This window comes from Providencia sp. PROV141 (genome assembly GCF_028481645.1).
Classification (GTDB): domain Bacteria; phylum Pseudomonadota; class Gammaproteobacteria; order Enterobacterales; family Enterobacteriaceae; genus Providencia; species Providencia rettgeri.
Window position 1 is genome coordinate 19,521 of the sequence record NZ_JAMPPR010000023.1, and the last position, 18,725, is coordinate 38,245.

Consider the following 18,725-nt stretch of genomic DNA (forward strand, 5'->3'; position numbering starts at 1 on the left):
GGCGATCGTGATGATCGCCTTTTGGTATTTTGATCAAACTTCTACACTATTCAAATAAGTTACTGTGCAAGGTACGAACGATCTCTTCAGCATCATTTCCTGGGACCAATAAACAAATATTGTGGCTACTTGCGCCATAGCTGATCATGCGAATATTGAATGACTCAAGTGCGCCAAAAATTTGCCTTCCTAGGCCGTTCACTTGCGACAGTTCATTACCAATGATTGCAACGAGCGCTAAATTCTCTTCCACTTCGACACGACATAATGCGGATAACTCTGTCATCAGCGCATTGGTGAGTAAGCTGCCGTTAGTTCCCGTTGAGCCCGTTGTATCTAAGGTGAGTGCGACACTGACCTCTGACGTCGTAATTAAATCCACGGAAATATTGTGGCGCAGTAAAATGGTGAAAATTTCCGCTAAGAAACCTCGAGCGTGCAACATTTTTAGGCTGTGTAAGGTGAGTAATGTTTGTTTGCGGCGCAGTGCTAATGCCCTAAATTGTGGTGGATTAGTGGTTTTATCACACACAATGGTACCGCCAGCTTCGGGTGCTTTACTTGAACCAACAAAAACGGGGATCCCGGCACGTACTGCAGGAAGGAGTGTCGCTGGATGCAAAATTTTTGCACCAAAAGTCGCCATTTCAGCCGCTTCATCGAAAGCAATTTCATCAATGCGTTGGGCATTCGGTACGACGCGAGGGTCTGTGGTGTAAATTCCAGGAACATCAGTCCAAATATCGACGCGTGATAAATTAAGTACTTCAGCTAACAGAGCGGCGGTGTAGTCACTTCCACCACGTCCAAGCGTTGTCGTACGGCCTTTTTCATCACGGCCAATAAACCCTTGGGTGATCACAACCGACTCGGAAAGGCGCGGCATGAGTTGTTGTTCTGACAATGCTTTTAGCTGAGTCAGTTCTGGCTCAGCACGACCAAAACTGTCATTCGTTCTCATCACTTTGCGTACATCAAACCATTGGGAATTAGCATTACGTTGGCGTAGGACTTCAACAAATAGTAAGGTTGACATTAATTCGCCATGGCTGACCATTTCATCCGTTAATGCATCGGAAGTGGCTAAAGCAGCCGAATCAGCTAAATGTGCAATATTATCGAGTAACCGATTGATTTCTTCACGAATAACATCAGCTGTTTGTAGATTATCAATAATTGCGTATTGAATATCCTTCACTTTTTTTAGCAGTTCATTGCGTTTATCCGCATCGCAGCCTTCAGCCAGTTCGATTAATAAATTGGTAATGCCAGCAGAAGCTGAAAGTACCACAACTCGCACATTTGGGTTGGAAAGAACGATATTGGCGCTGTTGTTCATCGCTTCAAAGTTAGCGACGCTGGTGCCGCCAAATTTGGCGATAACATACTGATGGTTGCCTGTTGAAGGCGCTGCGGTATTCATGGTGTCAATCCCTTTGGTTAAACCTAATCTTTATATAGATTTATCGGGTAAATGGGATTGCGTCAATCAAGAATCGAAGTAAATCAGTAATTCTAATGATAGGTAATTTATTATCGGTTTTCTCAATATACTCGTCATACTGCAAGCTACATGGGTGTTGGCTGCGTTCATTGAATTATTGAGAACATATACCCGCTGTTTTTTTAAGTGGTATGCATTGAAAGTGCGTATTTTAATAAAAGGGGTAATTAAGTCTGGAAAAGTGCGGCAGAATTGGGGAATATCAATGTAACGCAGAAAACCGATAAGTCTCGTTTTCGTGACGGGGTACAATCTATTTCTATTTAATATTATTTGGAGAGTGTTATCCATGAGAAGTATTAATCCAAGCCAAACGGCTGCATGGCGGGCGCTAGAGCAACATTTTGCGCAAATGAAAAATGTCCATATGCGCGATTTGTTTGCACAGGATAAAGACCGCTTTACTCATTTTTCGGCGACGTTCGATGGTCAAATCTTAGTGGATTTCTCCAAAAATAGAATTACACAAGAAACATTGGAACATTTATTAGCCTTAGCAAAAGAAACAGAGCTAGAAAGCGCTATTAACAGCATGTTCCAAGGTGAGAAAATTAACCGTACTGAAGACCGTGCTGTATTACATACTGCTTTGCGCAACCGCGATAACACCCCTGTTTATGTCGACGGCAAAGATGTCATGCCTGAAGTGAATGCGGTATTGGATAAAATGCAGCAATTTAGTCAGCGCATTATCAGCGGTGATTGGAAAGGGTACACCGGTAAAGCGATTACTGATGTGGTGAACATCGGTATTGGTGGTTCAGACCTTGGTCCATTTATGGTGACAGAAGCACTACGTCCATACAAAAACCACCTAAATATGCACTTTGTATCGAATGTGGATGGTACACAAATTGCGGAAACGCTGAAAAAACTGAACCCAGAAACGACACTGTTTTTAATTGCGTCAAAAACGTTTACAACGCAAGAAACGATGACTAATGCGCATTCTGCTCGCGATTGGTTCTTGGCTGCGACAAAAGATGAAAGCCAAGTGGCTAAGCATTTTGTGGCTCTTTCAACGAATAGCGAAGAAGTTGCGAAGTTTGGTATTGATACCAACAATATGTTTGAATTCTGGGATTGGGTTGGTGGCCGCTATTCATTATGGTCAGCAATTGGTTTATCAATTATTTTATCGGTTGGCTTTGATAATTTCGTTCAATTATTGAGCGGCGCCCATGCGATGGATAAACATTTTACCCAAACTCCATTAGAAAAGAATATCCCTGTGTTGTTAGGTTTGATTGGCATTTGGTACAACAATTTTTTTGAAGCAGAAACTGAAGCGATTCTGCCATACGACCAATACATGCATCGCTTTGCTGCATACTTCCAACAAGGCAATATGGAGTCGAACGGTAAATATATTAGCCGTGATGGAAAACCTGTTACTTATCAAACAGGCCCGATTATTTGGGGTGAGCCAGGAACCAATGGCCAACATGCGTTTTATCAGTTGATCCACCAAGGAACGAAGATGATCCCATGTGATTTTATCGCACCTGCGGTAACGCATAACCCGTTAGGGGATCACCATGAAAAATTGTTATCGAATTTCTTTGCGCAAACCGAAGCACTGGCATTTGGTAAAACGCGTGAAGTGGTCGATGCCGAGTTTGCTGCACAAGGTAAAAATGTCGCGGATATGGAATATGTTGCACCTTATAAAGTGTTTGAAGGCAACCGTCCAACTAACTCTATCTTATTGAAATCCATCACACCATACTCGTTAGGTGCATTGATTGCGATGTATGAGCACAAAATTTTCACCCAAGGGGCGATTTTAAACATCTTCACTTTCGACCAATGGGGGGTTGAATTAGGTAAACAGCTCGCAAGCCGTATCCTGCCTGAATTAGAAAATAGTGATACCGTGAGTAGCCATGATAGTTCGACCAATGGTTTGATTAACAGTTATAAAGCTTGGCGATAAATTACTAACGTATTACTTAAATACTTCAATATAAGGTAGGAGCTTCCTACCTTATATTGTTTGGTTGATATATTGTTTATTCGATTGTTTTTTAAGCAATCAAATCTAGTTTATTATGATATTAATGAATTTTATTATTATCGATAACTAGCTAGTAATTAAAAAACTTTTCACTATATTTTTACATTTTGTGTTGAAAATGTGACTTTTTATATAAATTGTTAGCTAACTTTAACCTTGTCGTAAAACAACGTGATATCCTATTGCGTAAGAAATACAGTAAATCATAACCATGTTATTCATGGTGGAATTTTAAGTAATGGATGAAACGCTTTTTACTTCTCAGCCGATTCACTGGCTGGCGGAGAACGATAAAATAGTGCCTGCCAATGTATTAGATTGGCTATTAGAGCTCGGCTCCATGACAAAACGTTTTGAGCAACATAGCCAGCAAGTTACCGTGATACCTTATTTAGAGCGCTATATAACGCAAAATAAGCTGAGCGCAGATGAAGCGCAGTCTTTACCTGAAAGCCAGCGTTATTGGGTCAGAGAAGTTGTCATGTATGGCGATGGTATCCCTTGGCTACTGGGCCGAACGATAATCCCTGAAGAAACACTGACCGATGATGACCAGCAGCTGGTGGATATTGGGAGAATGCCGTTAGGGCGTTATTTGTTTAGCCGTGATAGCTTAACTCGAGATTATATTCATATTGGTTCTTGTGCAAACCGTTGGGTACGTAGTTCTCGGTTAAGATTATCGGATAAACCTTTACTATTAACAGAAATATTTTTACCTGAATCACCTGCATATCGTTAACTATTCTAAGTATTTTGAATTTTCAGGTCTTTGCAATGACACTATGCCAACAAATATAAATCAGTAAGTTGCAGAGGTTGGTGGTATTAAAATATACCCAATTTGAAGTATGATGGAATTCGAAAAGGAGCACGACAAAGTGGAGGGAAGTATGACGCTCAGTAAATGGCATGCATACAGCCGTTTAATGCGTATTGATAGACCCATTGGTTCACTGTTGCTATTGTGGCCGACATATTGGGCATTATGGATTGCGGCTCAAGGTACGCCAAGTTTACATCTTTTAATTGTATTTACTGCTGGCGTATTTTTTATGCGTGCAGCTGGTTGTGTCATTAATGACTTTGCTGATCGCCATTTTGATGGCCACGTAGAGCGGACTAAACACCGCCCACTCCCGAGTGGCGACGTAACAGAAAAAGAAGCAAAAATATTGTTTGCTAGCCTCGTTGGCCTTTCTTTTCTGCTGGTTTTGACACTCAATTCAATGACTATTTGGTTGTCGATTGCAGGTTTGGCCTTAGCATGGGTTTACCCTTTTGTTAAGAGAGTCAGTAACTTACCTCAAGTGGTGTTAGGTGCGGCTTTTGGTTGGTCAATTCCAATGTCTTTCTCTGCTGTTGGTGAAACCTTGCCTGTTGTTTGTTGGTTACTGTTCTTAGTTAATATTATTTGGTCGGTGATCTACGATACTCAGTATGCAATGGTAGACCGCGATGATGATTTAAAAATTGGCGTGAAATCAACCGCTATTTTATTTGGGCAATATGACAAACTGATTATTGGCTTACTGCAACTATTGATGGTTGGCTTATTATTGGTAATTGGCTCACTGGCGGGCTTGGGAACTCTTTATTATGTTTCATTGGTGTTAGTTGCGGGTCTATTTATCTATCAGCAGCAATTGATGGTTAATCGTGAACGTGCACCTTGCTTTAAAGCCTTTATGAATAATAACTTTGTTGGCTTAATTTTGTTCATTGGTATTCTTATTAGTTATTTTTAAATTACCGTTATTGAGCCAAAGTAAAAAAGGTCATGTTATTTCTAACATGACCTTTTTGGTTTTACGGATTTGAGAAAACGCAATTAGCTTTTCACTTGTTCCGGAGATTGCGTGCTTTCAGTTGGTTTTTTTTCAGAAAACTCATCGTCTTGGCTAACACTTTCAATGGTTAAACGAATCTCAGGTGACATCAAGCGAGCCAGAACTGCGTACAGTTTCTGTGCATTGGTAACAAAGATATCATTTTCATTATTATCAATGTAGCCTTCCTCTCTTAGGGTATCGACCAATGTCGAGAATACCGCTTTATCAAAGAATTCAGGAGCGTTAATACCGTGCAAAACAGAAAGGCGTTGCGCAAGGATACGACTTTGTTTTTCCAATGTATTACGGCTAATTTCAGGGCTCGCATTGAGTAATGACAATGTGATTGCATAACGTTGCAAAGTCTCCCGAACGCCTGCGGCTAAGAGCTGCAATGGGCGAATACGGCGAGGATTTAGCACCACCATATCGTCTTCTTTTAGGCAAATTAGCTTTTGGTTATTCAGTTCATCAATTAGCGTATCTACCGTCTCATGTAGCTCATCACTGTTATAACGCATAAACAGTTCTGCTTTTAAGAATGGGTAAATTTGGCCTACTTGATAGTGAATATCTTGGCGGCTAATGCGTTCATGGTGTAACACAATGCTAGTTATTAGCGATGGTAATACTAATAAATGATGGATATTGTTACGGTAATAGGTCATCAAGACGGCATTTTCGCGAGGAAGAATGATAATATCCCCCATGCTGTCTTTTTCGACTTCAAATTTATCCATTTGCAAAGCATGTTCTAACAATTGCTCGGCGGTTTTATTTGGCGTTGTAGCATCTGCGGTGTATGGCACATTGCGCAATAATTGCAGGTAACAGTCGACTTGTTCAACCAGTTGCTCACGAGTCAGTGAGCGTTGACGAGAAGCCAGTAACGCAGTCGCACACAGGTTAATTGCATTGGCTGCGGCTGCATTATTAATATTGACCATAATGTTATCGGCTAACGAACTGACTGTTGGGTTTAGCCAAGTTGGTCTTTGTGGTTCGATAGGGTCGATAGAGTCGCGCCAATCAGGTACACGCTGGTTGAGATAGTGTGGAAGCGAAATTGGCTGGCCAAAGTTAACATAGCCTTGGCCTAGGTTGCGCAATTTACGTAAACCGCGAACCATAGAGAAAAAGCCTTCTTTCTCTTTTTCTGCACCGCGCAGTTCTTTGGCGTAAGTACCCACTTCCATCACATGCTCATACCCGATGTAGATAGGAACAATGGTGATAGGGCGTGAGTCACCGCGCAACATCGCTTGTAACGTCATGGAGAGAGTACCCGTCTTAGGCTGTAATAAACGACCGGTACGTGAGCGCCCGCCTTCCACAAAGTACTCGATGGAGTAACCTCGGGCAAATAGCTCACTTAAATATTCGCGGAAAACGGTTGAATACAGTTTATTGCCTTTGAACGTTCGGCGAATAAAAAAGGCCCCTAAACGACGGAAAATAGGCCCAGCAGGCCAGAAATTGAGGTTGATCCCCGCGGCAATATGGGGGGGAACTAGCCCTTGATGGTATAGCACATATGAGAGCAGTAAGTAGTCCATATGGCTACGGTGGGATGGCACATAAACGATTTCATGGCCGTCTTGTGCTAGCTGGCGGACTCGTTCAGCGTGCTGAACATTAATGCCTTGATAAAGGCGATTCCAAGTCCAACTAAGAACCCTATCCGTTAAACGTACTGCTTCATAAGAGAAATTGGCTGCGATTTCTTCCATCATCCCAACGGCATTTTGCTGAGCTTTTTTGAGTGGAATTTTTTTACTGCGCGCTTCGTCTTCAACGGCTTTTTCAATTGCTTTTGACGTCAATAACTTATTAAACAGCTCATAACGTGCAGGGAGTTTTGGCCCAACTGCCGCGAGACGTTGGCGCGAATAGTGAATACGTGCGACACGAGCAAGTTTGTTGGCAATAATGGTATCTGTACCGTGGTCTTGTGCCATTTTCCCAATAGAGACAATCGGAGATAAACGTACGAAGCTGTCACGTCCTAACCATAAAACGGCGAAGAATTTTTGGATACCGTTTAACAGTTTCAGTGGTGGTGCTGGGGTATGGCCTTCACGGCCAGGTGAACGCCCAAACATCACGGATGCCGGTAGCATTTGAATATCTAGATTTGGGTTGTTTTTATGCAAATCTAAATAAGCATGGAATGTTTTTACTGAATCCTTACGTGGATTCGGTGAATAATAGCGAAAAACACGTGGGCCATCATCGATAAAAACGTAGGCCGGAAGCTTCGTTCCATTGATATCATTGTCGACCAGCGGGTCTGGCAGACCAATAGCTAAGCATTGGTGCCGTAGCGTGAGGAGGTCAGACTTCGAATGATAAGGTAATACGTATAGGGTTGGCCTGTTGACATCAAGCTGCAACTCAGTGACGGGATCCGAAGGAATTAGTTTACTTTTTACCAATAATTTAAGTGGTAAATTCAACGTGTTGTAATATATTTTACGCCATAGTGACATAAATGATTATAGCCTCTTGTTAACAATGCTGCACAATCATACCAGAAATACATGGTTAGATCTGTTACTGACAATTCACTTTGACCGTAAAAATCGATTATTGTTTGTATTTTTTAAGGAATAAATATGGCGAGTCAAGTTAAGGGCTTCACGCGAGTGATTAAAGCAGCGGGGTATTCCCTTAAAGGTTTGAAGGCAGCTTGGGTTAATGAAGCGGCATTTAGGCAGGAATCTGTTGCTGCGATTATTGCAATTTTTATCGCATTTTATTTAGATATCAGCTATATAGATAGAATTTTGTTAGTGAGTTCTGTTGTACTGGTGGCAATAGTCGAATTACTGAATAGCGCGATAGAAGCCGTAGTTGACCGTATCGGAAGTGAATATCATGAACTTTCAGGGAGAGCTAAAGATATTGGTTCTGCCGCAGTATTTGTGAGTATCGGTTTAGCGTTGTTTATTTGGGTACTCGTATTATGGCAGCGCTATTTCCCTGGTTAAGGTGTTTGGTTACTTAATCAGGTAAAAAGAAAATAAATCGATAACAAATGCTTAAATTGAGCGATTTAACTGTTCCAAATCTTCATTTACCTGTATATACTCACAGCTTGACTGTATAAACAAACAGGGGAACGGAATGAAAGCACTGACGGCTCGACAACAGCAGGTTTACGATCTGGTGCGTGACCACATTTCGCAGACGGGTATGCCTCCTACACGTGCTGAGATAGCAGCAAGCCTTGGTTTTCGTTCGCCTAATGCGGCAGAAGAACATTTAAAGGCTTTAGCACGTAAAGGGGTTATTGAAATCGTTTCAGGCGCATCTCGAGGTATTCGTCTGCTTCTTGAAGAAGAAACCGAAGATCAGGGGTTACCTCTGATTGGACGTGTAGCCGCTGGCGAACCATTATTAGCACAGGAACATATTGAGAGCCACTATCAAGTTGACCCTGAGCTGTTTAAACCACATGCCGATTTCTTATTGCGTGTGAATGGGATGTCCATGAAAGATATTGGTATTATGGATGGCGATTTATTAGCTGTGCATAAAACACAAAATGTACATAACGGGCAAGTGGTTGTTGCACGCATCGAAGATGAAGTCACTGTTAAACGTTTTAAGCAACAGGGTAACCGTGTTGAGTTAATAGCAGAAAACCCAGAATTCGAACCTATTGTTGTTGACTTGCGTCAGCAAAATTTCACTATTGAAGGTTTAGCGGTTGGGGTTATTCGTAACAGTGATTGGTATTAATTTTCGTTAGCAACCAGCTGTAATAGTAGGTTACAGACGGCGAAGACGATTGCAGGCAGATTTCATGGTTTTATTCTGAAGTCTGCCTGTTTTGTTTCCTTTCTTATATTTTTTCTCTTCTCTATTTTCTCTTTGCATTTCATCAAACGATATAGCAATACAGCTATTTATTTCTTCTTAGGGGTTATAGGTTGTTCATGATTATGATGACAATGTTCGTGATCTTGGCAGCTATTCACCTCGTCGCAATTTTTACATAAGCCATGGTTTTCCACAACGGTATGCCTTAAGCGGAATTGGTGCTCATCTGCTAAATTAATAATTGCGGCTTCTATCGTTGTGCAATCACTTTCCGTTACGCTTCCGCACTGGTCGCAAATTAACATAACAGAGATATGGCTTGGGTTATCAAAATGGTGACAGACAACATAGCTGTTGGTTGATTCGATTTTATGGATAAAACCTTGCTCCATTAAGAACTCAAGGCCACGATAAACAGTAGGTGGCTTAGCTTGAGGTTCAATTTCACGTAGTAAGTCGAGTAAATCATAAGCACTGATCGCACCATGCTGTTGTGCTATTAGGCTCAATACCGTTTCTCTCTGTGGTGTCAGCCTGACGCCTCTTGATTGGCAAATATGTTCTGCCATCGCAAGAACTTTTTTTTCACTCATCTTTTCCATTTTACTGACCCCACCCGTTGAAAAATGCAAATGTTTACTGCACACAAGTTTATCACAGTTTCTTGAACTATAGAGAATCAAGAGATGAATGCGTTGCTATCAAAAAATTTTAGCTTTGTTGAGTATTTTTTTGACTAATAAAGAAAATACAGGGAGTAATTAAATAAAATATAAAAAATGATATTTCATTTTATTTAAAAACAAACAGACAAAATGAAACATATATTAAACAAATGTATTATATATACATAACTAATTATGAACAGTTAATTGAAATGTTTGGTTTCAATTTGATGTAATTTTAATTAAGACTTATCTTACCTGTAATTTACAACCTTCGATTTATCACTTCTTAATGCTCAGTTTTCGAACCTAATGTTTGTATTTGATAATTATAACCGATTTAAATTCTAATAAATCAATTTATATAGATTTAAACTCCAATATAAATTTATCTATAATTTGACATATTTTGAGATATTTATAAGTAAGAAATGATGGTTTTATATAAATTTTTCTAAGTAATAAATTTGAAATGTATATTTTAGCATTGCTTTGGTTTTATATATCTTAACTTTTAATTTGTAAGGTTGTTTATTCTGGTTTAACTCTAAATTTGTGTTCATTTTGACAATAAATATCGGTTATGTAGAATTGACATCAGAAAGTTTTGGCAGGTATGTGTAAAAAATCATTTTCTATTTCTATATCAATTTTTGAGAATTAACTTTCACAGGAATTATTAATATTGAATAGAAAATAATGAATTAAAAAATTTAAACTTTTTAAAAATCATAAGTGAGAAGGATCTTATTTATATATTCACCTCTAATCTGAATGAAATTAATGATGTTGGATGACTGAAAAATTTCACTGTTAAGTAATCAAAAAAATAAAACTGATTCCTTATCAATAAAAATCAGAAAAGAGACAGCTACTTCCTACTCATTTAAAGGAAATGTTTATGAAACTGAATAAATTAGCATTAACTCTGGCTTTAGGTTTAGGTGTTGGAATTTCTGGTGTTGCAGTGGCTGAAGATCCAGTAACTCCACCAACGGTTGAAAGCTCACAAGGTGAAGTTCGTTTCACTGGTTTCATTAATGATGTTCCATGTTCAATTGATGCAAACAACTTAAAACAATTAGTTGAGTTTGGTGAAATTGCATTACATGAACTGACATCTAACCAATACCGTTCAGATAACAGAGACTTCGATATCGTATTGAAAAACTGTTCAACTGAAACGTATAAAAACGCAAAAATTACCTTCACTGGCCCAACTATTTCTGGTTTCCAAGGTTTCACTGGTGACTTACTTGGCTTAGGTGGAAAAGTTAAAAATGCGGGTATCGTAATCACTAATGGTGCTGACAAAGTTGTTGAATTTGGTAAAGCATTCCCAGGTACAGGTGATGGATACGCATTAAATGCAGGTGATGGTAAAGAAACCACTCTTCATTTCTCTGCATACGTTAAAGGTAATGAAGCAGCGGACGCAAAAGCAACAACTGGTAGCTTTAACACCGTTGCTAACTTCAAAATTATTTACCAATAAGTTCAAGCTTAGTTAAGTAAAAACATGTGGCGTATTGATGACGCCATATGTTTCTACCTTCTTTTTCATTTTTAGTCTGATAGGCGGCATAGTTGAATGAAAAGCATGAAACTCAATTTAATTACAAAATTAATGCTTTTAATATTAACGCCAATGATTGCATTTTCTGAAGAGGCGGTTGATTTTAATACTGACTTTTTAGAAGCAGACAGTACTGAAAATGTTGATTTTAGTAAATTTTCTCACGCCAATTATATCCCACCTGGAAATTACTCTTTAGCTATCTCTGTAAATAAAGTCAAAATTTCCATGGAACAATCTATTATATTTTTTACGCCTAATTATGATGAAAAAATATCATTAGCTTGTATTACGCCTGAATTATATGAGCAATTAGGATTAAAGCCAGAGTGGAAAAATAAAGTCACTTGGTTACTTGATGGCCAGTGTCTAGATATTCGTTCTGTACCCGAAATGCGAATTCAAGGTGACCTTGCAAAAAATATTGTCGACATCAGTATTCCTCAAGCTTATATGGAATATGAAGACCCGAATTGGGATCCACCTTCACGTTGGGATGATGGCATTTTAGGTGCTTTTATCGACTATAATGCAACGGGCCGGGTTGTTAAAAAACAAACGGGTGACAAAGGAACAGATTCAGGTATTACCGCAACTGGGACAATGGGCACTAATATTGGAGCTTGGCGTTTTAGAGGTGATTGGCAAACACAGAAAGGCCAATTAAATAAAGGTGGCCAATCATGGTCATGGAATCAGTTATATGCATATAGAGCTATTCGCTCTTTAAATTCAAGGCTAACGTTTGGTGAACAGTATCTGTCTTCAACACTGTTCGACAGTATTCGTTATATTGGTGCGAGTTTAGAAACCAATGAATCTATGCTACCTCCGCGTTTACAAGGCTATGCACCTGAAATTGCGGGAGTTGCCAAAACCAATGCGACCGTTATTGTGAAGCAAGATGGCCGTATTATTTATCAAAAAGAAGTTAGCCCTGGGCCGTTTCGTATTCAGGATGTGAACTCTTTTGGTGGCGGTACGTTAGATGTTTCTATTCAAGAACAAGATGGTAGTGTGACCAACTATAAAGTGGAAACCTCTCGTTTAGGGACATTGACTCGACCAGGTCAGCTGATTTACCAGTTTGTTGTGGGTAAACCGACTAAGAATGAACATGATACTCAAGGGCCAGCATTTAGCTTGGGATCTTTATCATGGGGTGTGACTAATAATACAACCGTTTATGGTGGTGTTCTTGGTTCATCAGAGTATCAAAATATTGCGATTGGTTTAGGCCGTGACTTAGCGCCATTTGGTGTATTGTCAGGGAACTTGAGTATTTCTCGTGCTGAAATGGGAAGAACCGAAAATAACCAAACATTGACGGGGAATTCGTATAACTTAACTTACTCCAAGCAATTTGATGATATTAATAGCCAAATTACGTTTGCGGGTTATCGTTTCTCTGAAAAAAACTATATGAGCATGAGCCAATTTATTGACCGTCGCTATAATGAAAGTACGGTTGATAGTGGTAAAGAGCTCTATACGATTATCTTTGGTACGGCATTCCCTGAATATAATACTAATATGTATTTAAACTACTCACATCAAACTTATTGGAATAGAGCATCAACGGACCAATACAATTTAACGGTTTCCAATTATTTTGATTTAGGAAAAATTAAAAATTTAAGCCTTAGTTTGACAGCTTACAAAACGAAGTCAGATCAAAATGATGATGACGGGGTTTATCTTAATTTAAATATTCCATTGAATGGTAACCAAGCGAGTATTAGTTACTCAGGATCTTATGCAAAAAATACGAACAGTCACAGCGTTAATTATTATGACCGTATCAACGAACGCAGTACTTATTCAATTTCAGCAGGTACATGGGATAAAGACAAGGTAACAACATCAGGGATGTACAACTATGATGGTGATACAGCGCAACTTAATCTGAGTGGGACTTATATTCAAGATAATCAATCAGCTCTTTCGATGCAACTGAAAGGGGGCCTGACCATGACTCAAGAAGGTGGTGCTTTACACCGTAATACTTCAATCAATGGCGGGTCAAGAATATTGTTAGATACGAATGGTGTTGCTGATATCCCAGTGCAAACAGGGATAACACCGATACGAACCAATCGATATGGTAAAGCTGTTATCACCAGTGTTATGGATTATAACCGTAATAATATACGAATAGATTTAAACAATGTGCCGGATAATGCAGAAGCAGTTCAATCGACACAGCATGCGACATTAACAGAAGGGGCTATTGGATACCGGAAATTTAATGTCATTCAAGGTGAAAAAATATTGGGAACAATTCATCTTGCAAATAATAGTTATCCACCATTTGGTGCATCCGTCAAAAATGAAAATAATGTTGAAGTTGGCATCGTTTCAGATAACGGATTTATTTATTTAGCGGGTATTAACCCATCAGATATTCTTGAGGTGACTTGGGGTAATAACTCATCTTGTCATATTCAATTACCTGAAAAAATAGAAAGTGGCATGGAACATACAATGTTGCTGCCATGCAAATAATTATAAATATGTTTTAACGTCAACGGTGAAAATATGAAACTTATAAGTAAAGTTCAAATTATAACTGCGATAAGTCTTTCTTTATTAACGCAATCAGCTTATTCAGCAATTGCATTAGATAGAACTCGTGTTATTTATAATGAACAAGACAAAACAGTCGGTATGGGACTGACTAATGAACATTTGACTAGCCCGTATTTAGCTCAGGCGTGGATAGAAAATGACAAAGATGAAAAAGTAAACTCACCTTTTGTTGTGACTCCACCAGTGCATCGTATCGAAGCTAATTCTAAAAGCCAAATTAAAATACAGGCAATTCCTGCTGTAGCACAGCTACCTAAAGATAGGGAAAGTGTTTATTACCTCAATGTGAGAGAAATTCCACCACGTAGTGAAAAAGTAAATGTGTTGCAAATTGCATTACAGACAAAAATTAAACTTTTTTATCGCCCCGCAGCAATTGCGATTAAAGAAAGAATGGAAGTTATTCCTCAAGAAAATGAGATGAAGATCTTTAAGCAAGGCGCGAATTATACCGTGAAAAACCCATCGCCTTACTTTTTATCTATTACGAAACTGAAAAAAGGTAATACAGAAGTTCAAAATTTTGAACCTGTAATGGTTGCGCCATTTAGCGAGGCAAGTTTAGGCAAAGTTGCTAACGATTTAGGTTCATCTCCAACGTTGGTTTATCTCAATGATTTTGGTGGAACGATGGATTTGAAATTTAGTTGCAGTTCAGCTGAATGTACAGTGCTACCCAGAAAATAAGGTTTGATGCCATGATGTCTATTAAAACATTAACAAAGGTATTTGTGTTATTACTCACTTTACAAATATCGAATGTATTTGGTTTTTCAGGATTCCTGTACATTGATATTAAAGGAGAAGTGCTATCAAAGCCTTGTTCAATTAATAATGGACAAACAATTGAAATTGATTTTGGCGATGTATTAACAACACGTGTCCAAGATGAGGTTTATAAAGCGCCCATTGATTATACGGTGACGTGTAAAGATGGCGTCCAACCTAAACTGAACATTTTTATCGAGGGTATATCAGCAAGTTTTGATCAACGCTTACTAAAAACAGACGTTGATAATCTCGCAGTGTTATTTAAAGAGGATACCAGCGATTTCCCTCTGAAAAATAAACGCGCTTTTAATTTTGCAAATCCATTAAAACTGTATGCCGTATTAGTGAAAAAAAGTGGTACAGATTTACCCGCAAAAAGTTTTACGGCAAATGCGACGTTGAAAGTGGAGTATCAATAAGGGGCTGAGATGTGAAGATTGTTAATAACATAATCGGGTTGGTGTTACTCAGTACCATTTTATCGTTTACATCAGTCGCTAAGGATTATGAAACAGAGATTAAGATTAAAGGGAACTTAATTACACCACCGCCTTGCCATATTGATGATGGTAAGGATATTGAAGTCGATTTTGGCAATGTATCAATAAAGTCAATTCAAGGTAATGACCAAAAAAGACAGGTTAATTACCAGATTCAATGTGGCGAAAATAAAAATAATTGGTCTATGTTTTTGATGTTAGATGGAATAAAAAGTGACTTTGATAGAAATGGGTTAAATACTGGCGTTAATAATCTTGCAGTAAAATTCCAGCTTGCGGATACCGAATTGGAGTTAGGTAAAAAATACCTCATTAATCCTAGCTCCCCGGGTGTACTTTGGGCTGTATTAGTCAGAAATGGCAATAATGAATTAAAGACCGGTGATTTTATTGCTAATGGCACCATGGTCGTGGAGTATCAGTAATGAAAAAAACGCCCTCATTTTTAATTGGAACATTATTTTCTTTGATAACTATGACATTTTTAAGTAGCAATATTGTTTTCGCTGCTAAAAACAATGTCAAAGTCAAAGGGACGTTGGTGAATTCACCTTGTGTCGTTTTACCTGAAAATAAAACGATGGATGTGGATTTTGGGGATATCCGATTATTAGATATTTATGACCCGACCTACCAATTACCGCGTAAAGAGCTAACGCTTGTATTATCGAATTGTGATTTATCTATCGCTCAAAAAATGAAAGTGAAATTTACTGGTGCTGAACATGGGCAAATGTCAGGCTATTTAGCTTTGACAGGTGCAGAATCTAACCCAGGTTTAGGAATTGGTATTGAACTTTCTAGCGGTGAAGAAATTAAAGTAAATCAGTTTTCATCATTGGTACCGATTCTTAAAACCGGAAAAAATGAATTGAAATTTAATACATTTCTTAAAGCAACCCCTGATGCGATCAATAACAAGCAAATTAAAACAGGGCGTATTGCGGCAACGGCAACTTTTTTATTTGAGTACGAGTAATTTTATTCTCAGAACCTCATCCGATGGTGATATCAACACGTTCAAATGAATATAAAGAGATATAAAATGGGAAAACGAATTCAGCAATTAATATTAGCCATACCGTTCTTATTTTTTGGTGTGGGAAGTTACGGTTCAACCTATTTTTCTTATGTGGAAGAAGTTGAATCAACCAGCGCTACTAATAATACTTATCATTATCAATTTGATTATTGGAAAGCTAGTTCTCCAACAGAAGGTAATCCCTGTGTCGCTGTATTGGGGGCTGTTGGTGCTAAAAAATGTTACTTTACAATAAACCACTTACATGAAGGTAAAGACACTGGTGGTGTTGCTTCTCGAATAGATTGGGATTGTCGTATTAATTTTGCAACCTATAAAACCATGGAAGCCATCATTGGTGATGCAAGAGATTTGTGCGGGCTAACTTTTCCATATAGAGGGTCGAGTCGGCACAGTGGAAGGATTACAACAGATGAATGTGTTGGGCTTTTTTTAGGAGATAGCCAACGTGAGAGTAAAGGGAAAATATTACCGGGTGGAATTTGTGGGATAGCTCCCCCTCCAGCAGGAAAATGTTATTTTACCTCACCGACAGGTAGTGCGAATTCTCTTGAACTAAATCACGGTGCTTTAAATGCAGATGAACTCAATGGTGATGTAGAAACTGGATTATTTTATATTCAATGTAATAAGGATATGAGTGTTAAGGTTTCTTCAAACTTACAGCAAGATAATGTGTATTTACGACCAAATGGTGAATTGCAGTCTTACGTGACATTAAATAATCAATCGGCATCAAAAGGATTGGTTCAATCAGTAAAAGCTAATCAAGTTTGGCCAGTACAAGTGGCATCAACACTAAGAACCAATGGTGCAGTTGCTCCGGGGAAATTTAGTGGCCGCATTACCCTTGTCTTAACTATTCCATGATTTAAATAGATATTTGGATTCGTCATTTCCCATGTTGACGGTTTTGCCTACTTAAACGTAATTGTTGGTAGGCTTTTTTTTATTGAATTTGGCAAGTGAAAGCGGAGTAGGATTCATCTTTTATGATATAAATATTGTCGTCCATTTTAGTAATGTTGACATAATATTTTATTTTATCTTTTTCTAATTGGATAAAGTTAGAAAATAATTTCTCTGGAATGTTGTCTGAACTGGTTACTGACGTCGATGAGAACGTAACTGCATAGTTACCTTTGTGGTCAACATCTTGATAATCAAAATAAAGAGCTCTATCTAACCGATAAATTTGGTTATTATCTTTTAAGTAACCATACATATTCATTCGACCTTGCTGGTTTGCGGAAATTTGGATATTAACTCTTGATTTTAAACTTAAGCCATCTTGAGTATTGTTATCTTTAATCCATAATATTTCAGAGTGACAAATTTGAATGCTATGACTATTTTTTTTGATCATGAATGATGCAGTCGATGCTGCTGCTATCAAAACTAATGATGCCACAAGATATTTTTTCATTTAGATTCTCTGGTCATTTATTGAGATACAATCGTATTTTTTATTAATTTCTTTGCAAATACTAATGGAGATATTTTTATCTATAGCATAAGATTTATTAAAATCTGATAAAAGAATAATTCTCTTTGGTTCATCACATGGAATATTATATTTATTCAGTTTTTTATTTACGATAGCAATATTATCCCTAGAAATACTCCCCGCCATATCAATCGGTGTTTGTATTACGCAGTTTCCATTTGAGCTCACTGTCAGATAGTGATTTACAGGGTTAGGTTTATCCATTGAATACTGAATAAATAAATAGATTAAATAACATATTGCCAATGTTGAAATTGCTAAAAATAATATTTTTAAGGTTTTTTTACTCTTATTTTTATCGATTATCTCATCTTTCCTATTTTGAAGGGGGAGTGTGCTATCAATAACCATATTATAAGTAAGGTCATTCTCTATTTTACCAATAGAGCTTGGTGGTTCATCAATAGTGGGTATGAGTGAAGGGTGGGTCGTTAGTTGGCTATCGACTGACTGTGGAAAGGAGTCTAATTTTTCAATATAATCATATTTATCATTTAGATAAATAATATCCTCTTTTACATGACTATTTTCAGTCTCTCTATTTTCATGTATGGATATATGATTATCGAGGCGAAAGCCTTTTTTAGGCACGGTAACGATCGACTTAGGGTCGATACCAATTTGTTCCAGCTTTTTTCTTATTTCACTAATATAAGTATTTAAATTATTGTTAGAGCCAACTAGTCCATATTCTTCCCATACACTAGTTAAAAGTTCATCGCGTGTTGCGATGCCTTTTTTTATATTTAATAAAATGATTTCATTGAATAACCTAGCTGCAGGTTTAGATAATTCAATACTTTGATTTCGATCATTTTTTAGATATATTAAACTTGTACTCTGTTCGAAAATATATTTTTCATCAATAGTATAGTCATGTGCCTCGTTCATAGATTC

17 protein-coding genes are annotated in these 18,725 nt (G+C 38.0%); 12 read left to right on the forward strand and 5 right to left on the reverse strand.

Annotation, left to right across the window (positions count from 1 at the left end):
- Positions 1-46: 46 nt before the first annotated feature.
- The gene (lysC, locus tag PSF09_RS15900; RefSeq protein ID WP_210838982.1) at positions 47-1,423 is read right to left on the reverse strand and encodes a lysine-sensitive aspartokinase 3; all 1,377 of its coding nucleotides are present in this window, start codon (positions 1,421-1,423) and stop codon (positions 47-49) included.
- A 370-nt stretch (positions 1,424-1,793) separates the two neighbouring features.
- On the opposite strand from lysC, the gene pgi reads away from it, so the two are divergent.
- From pgi to ubiA, 3 genes are all read left to right on the forward strand, one after another.
- Entirely contained in the window at positions 1,794-3,440 is a 1,647-nt protein-coding gene (gene pgi / locus PSF09_RS15905) for a glucose-6-phosphate isomerase (RefSeq protein ID WP_272684142.1), read from the forward strand.
- 319 nt (positions 3,441-3,759) lie between these two features.
- Entirely contained in the window at positions 3,760-4,263 is a 504-nt protein-coding gene (ubiC, locus tag PSF09_RS15910; RefSeq protein WP_272666313.1) for a chorismate lyase, read from the forward strand.
- A 151-nt stretch (positions 4,264-4,414) separates the two neighbouring features.
- Positions 4,415-5,269 (forward strand): 4-hydroxybenzoate octaprenyltransferase, encoded by an 855-nt coding sequence (ubiA, locus tag PSF09_RS15915; RefSeq protein WP_272666312.1) that lies wholly within the window; start codon positions 4,415-4,417, stop codon positions 5,267-5,269.
- Positions 5,270-5,352: 83 nt separating this feature from the next.
- Here the strand turns inward: ubiA and plsB are convergent, their stop codons facing one another.
- Positions 5,353-7,842: a glycerol-3-phosphate 1-O-acyltransferase PlsB gene (gene plsB, locus PSF09_RS15920; RefSeq protein WP_272666311.1), complete on the reverse strand. Its 2,490-nt coding sequence runs from the start codon at positions 7,840-7,842 to the stop codon at positions 5,353-5,355.
- A 126-nt stretch (positions 7,843-7,968) separates the two neighbouring features.
- Between plsB and PSF09_RS15925 the strand changes: the two genes are divergently transcribed.
- Positions 7,969-8,343, forward strand: coding sequence for a diacylglycerol kinase (locus tag PSF09_RS15925; RefSeq protein WP_004915220.1), 375 nt, complete (start codon positions 7,969-7,971; stop codon positions 8,341-8,343).
- Between the two features lie 136 nt (positions 8,344-8,479).
- Positions 8,480-9,097 (forward strand): transcriptional repressor LexA, encoded by a 618-nt coding sequence (lexA, locus tag PSF09_RS15930; protein ID WP_004915217.1) that lies wholly within the window; start codon positions 8,480-8,482, stop codon positions 9,095-9,097.
- Positions 9,098-9,264: 167 nt separating this feature from the next.
- On the opposite strand, the gene zur is transcribed toward lexA, so the two are convergent.
- Positions 9,265-9,780: a zinc uptake transcriptional repressor Zur gene (gene zur, locus PSF09_RS15935; protein ID WP_272666310.1), complete on the reverse strand. Its 516-nt coding sequence runs from the start codon at positions 9,778-9,780 to the stop codon at positions 9,265-9,267.
- Positions 9,781-10,744: 964 nt separating this feature from the next.
- Between zur and PSF09_RS15940 the strand changes: the two genes are divergently transcribed.
- The 7 genes from PSF09_RS15940 to PSF09_RS15970 all read left to right on the forward strand — a co-directional run bounded on the left by PSF09_RS15940 (position 10,745) and on the right by PSF09_RS15970 (position 17,191).
- On the forward strand, positions 10,745-11,338 hold the full coding sequence (locus tag PSF09_RS15940; RefSeq protein WP_125894947.1) for a fimbrial protein: 594 nt from the start codon (positions 10,745-10,747) through the stop codon (positions 11,336-11,338).
- 96 nt (positions 11,339-11,434) lie between these two features.
- Positions 11,435-13,924 (forward strand): fimbria/pilus outer membrane usher protein, encoded by a 2,490-nt coding sequence (locus PSF09_RS15945; RefSeq protein ID WP_272684143.1) that lies wholly within the window; start codon positions 11,435-11,437, stop codon positions 13,922-13,924.
- 33 nt (positions 13,925-13,957) lie between these two features.
- The gene (locus PSF09_RS15950) at positions 13,958-14,695 is read left to right on the forward strand and encodes a fimbria/pilus periplasmic chaperone (RefSeq protein WP_272666308.1); all 738 of its coding nucleotides are present in this window, start codon (positions 13,958-13,960) and stop codon (positions 14,693-14,695) included.
- An 11-nt stretch (positions 14,696-14,706) separates the two neighbouring features.
- Complete coding sequence (locus PSF09_RS15955; protein WP_272684144.1) at positions 14,707-15,198, forward strand: fimbrial protein; 492 nt, start codon at positions 14,707-14,709, stop codon at positions 15,196-15,198.
- A gap of 11 nt (positions 15,199-15,209) precedes the next feature.
- Positions 15,210-15,704, forward strand: a complete 495-nt coding sequence (locus PSF09_RS15960; protein ID WP_272684145.1) for a fimbrial protein — start codon at positions 15,210-15,212, stop codon at positions 15,702-15,704.
- Entirely contained in the window at positions 15,704-16,258 is a 555-nt protein-coding gene (locus PSF09_RS15965; protein WP_272684146.1) for a fimbrial protein, read from the forward strand. The genes PSF09_RS15960 and PSF09_RS15965 overlap by 1 nt, the downstream gene beginning before the upstream one ends.
- Before the next feature lie 66 nt (positions 16,259-16,324).
- Positions 16,325-17,191, forward strand: a complete 867-nt coding sequence (locus PSF09_RS15970; RefSeq protein WP_272666304.1) for an MrpH family fimbial adhesin — start codon at positions 16,325-16,327, stop codon at positions 17,189-17,191.
- Between the two features lie 79 nt (positions 17,192-17,270).
- Here PSF09_RS15970 and PSF09_RS15975 read toward each other — a convergent pair whose 3' ends face one another.
- Positions 17,271-17,747: a FidL-like protein gene (locus PSF09_RS15975; protein ID WP_272684147.1), complete on the reverse strand. Its 477-nt coding sequence runs from the start codon at positions 17,745-17,747 to the stop codon at positions 17,271-17,273.
- A complete protein-coding gene (locus PSF09_RS15980; protein WP_272684148.1) occupies positions 17,748-18,719 on the reverse strand; it encodes a winged helix-turn-helix domain-containing protein in 972 nt (323 codons plus the stop codon).
- Positions 18,720-18,725 lie beyond the last annotated feature (6 nt).

Coding starts and splice junctions, on each gene's coding strand:
- PSF09_RS15965 (WP_272684146.1), top strand. CDS start 15,704: ATGAAAAAAACGCCCTCATTTTTAATTGGAACATTATTTTCTTTGATA.
- ubiA (WP_272666312.1), top strand. CDS start 4,415: ATGACGCTCAGTAAATGGCATGCATACAGCCGTTTAATGCGTATTGAT.
- PSF09_RS15980 (WP_272684148.1), bottom strand. CDS start 18,719: ATGAACGAGGCACATGACTATACTATTGATGAAAAATATATTTTCGAA.
- PSF09_RS15955 (WP_272684144.1), top strand. CDS start 14,707: ATGATGTCTATTAAAACATTAACAAAGGTATTTGTGTTATTACTCACT.
- pgi (WP_272684142.1), top strand. CDS start 1,794: ATGAGAAGTATTAATCCAAGCCAAACGGCTGCATGGCGGGCGCTAGAG.
- PSF09_RS15950 (WP_272666308.1), top strand. CDS start 13,958: ATGAAACTTATAAGTAAAGTTCAAATTATAACTGCGATAAGTCTTTCT.
- lysC (WP_210838982.1), bottom strand. CDS start 1,423: ATGAATACCGCAGCGCCTTCAACAGGCAACCATCAGTATGTTATCGCC.
- PSF09_RS15970 (WP_272666304.1), top strand. CDS start 16,325: ATGGGAAAACGAATTCAGCAATTAATATTAGCCATACCGTTCTTATTT.
- plsB (WP_272666311.1), bottom strand. CDS start 7,842: ATGTCACTATGGCGTAAAATATATTACAACACGTTGAATTTACCACTT.
- PSF09_RS15975 (WP_272684147.1), bottom strand. CDS start 17,747: ATGAAAAAATATCTTGTGGCATCATTAGTTTTGATAGCAGCAGCATCG.
- PSF09_RS15925 (WP_004915220.1), top strand. CDS start 7,969: ATGGCGAGTCAAGTTAAGGGCTTCACGCGAGTGATTAAAGCAGCGGGG.
- PSF09_RS15940 (WP_125894947.1), top strand. CDS start 10,745: ATGAAACTGAATAAATTAGCATTAACTCTGGCTTTAGGTTTAGGTGTT.
- lexA (WP_004915217.1), top strand. CDS start 8,480: ATGAAAGCACTGACGGCTCGACAACAGCAGGTTTACGATCTGGTGCGT.
- ubiC (WP_272666313.1), top strand. CDS start 3,760: ATGGATGAAACGCTTTTTACTTCTCAGCCGATTCACTGGCTGGCGGAG.
- zur (WP_272666310.1), bottom strand. CDS start 9,780: ATGGAAAAGATGAGTGAAAAAAAAGTTCTTGCGATGGCAGAACATATT.
- PSF09_RS15945 (WP_272684143.1), top strand. CDS start 11,435: ATGAAAAGCATGAAACTCAATTTAATTACAAAATTAATGCTTTTAATA.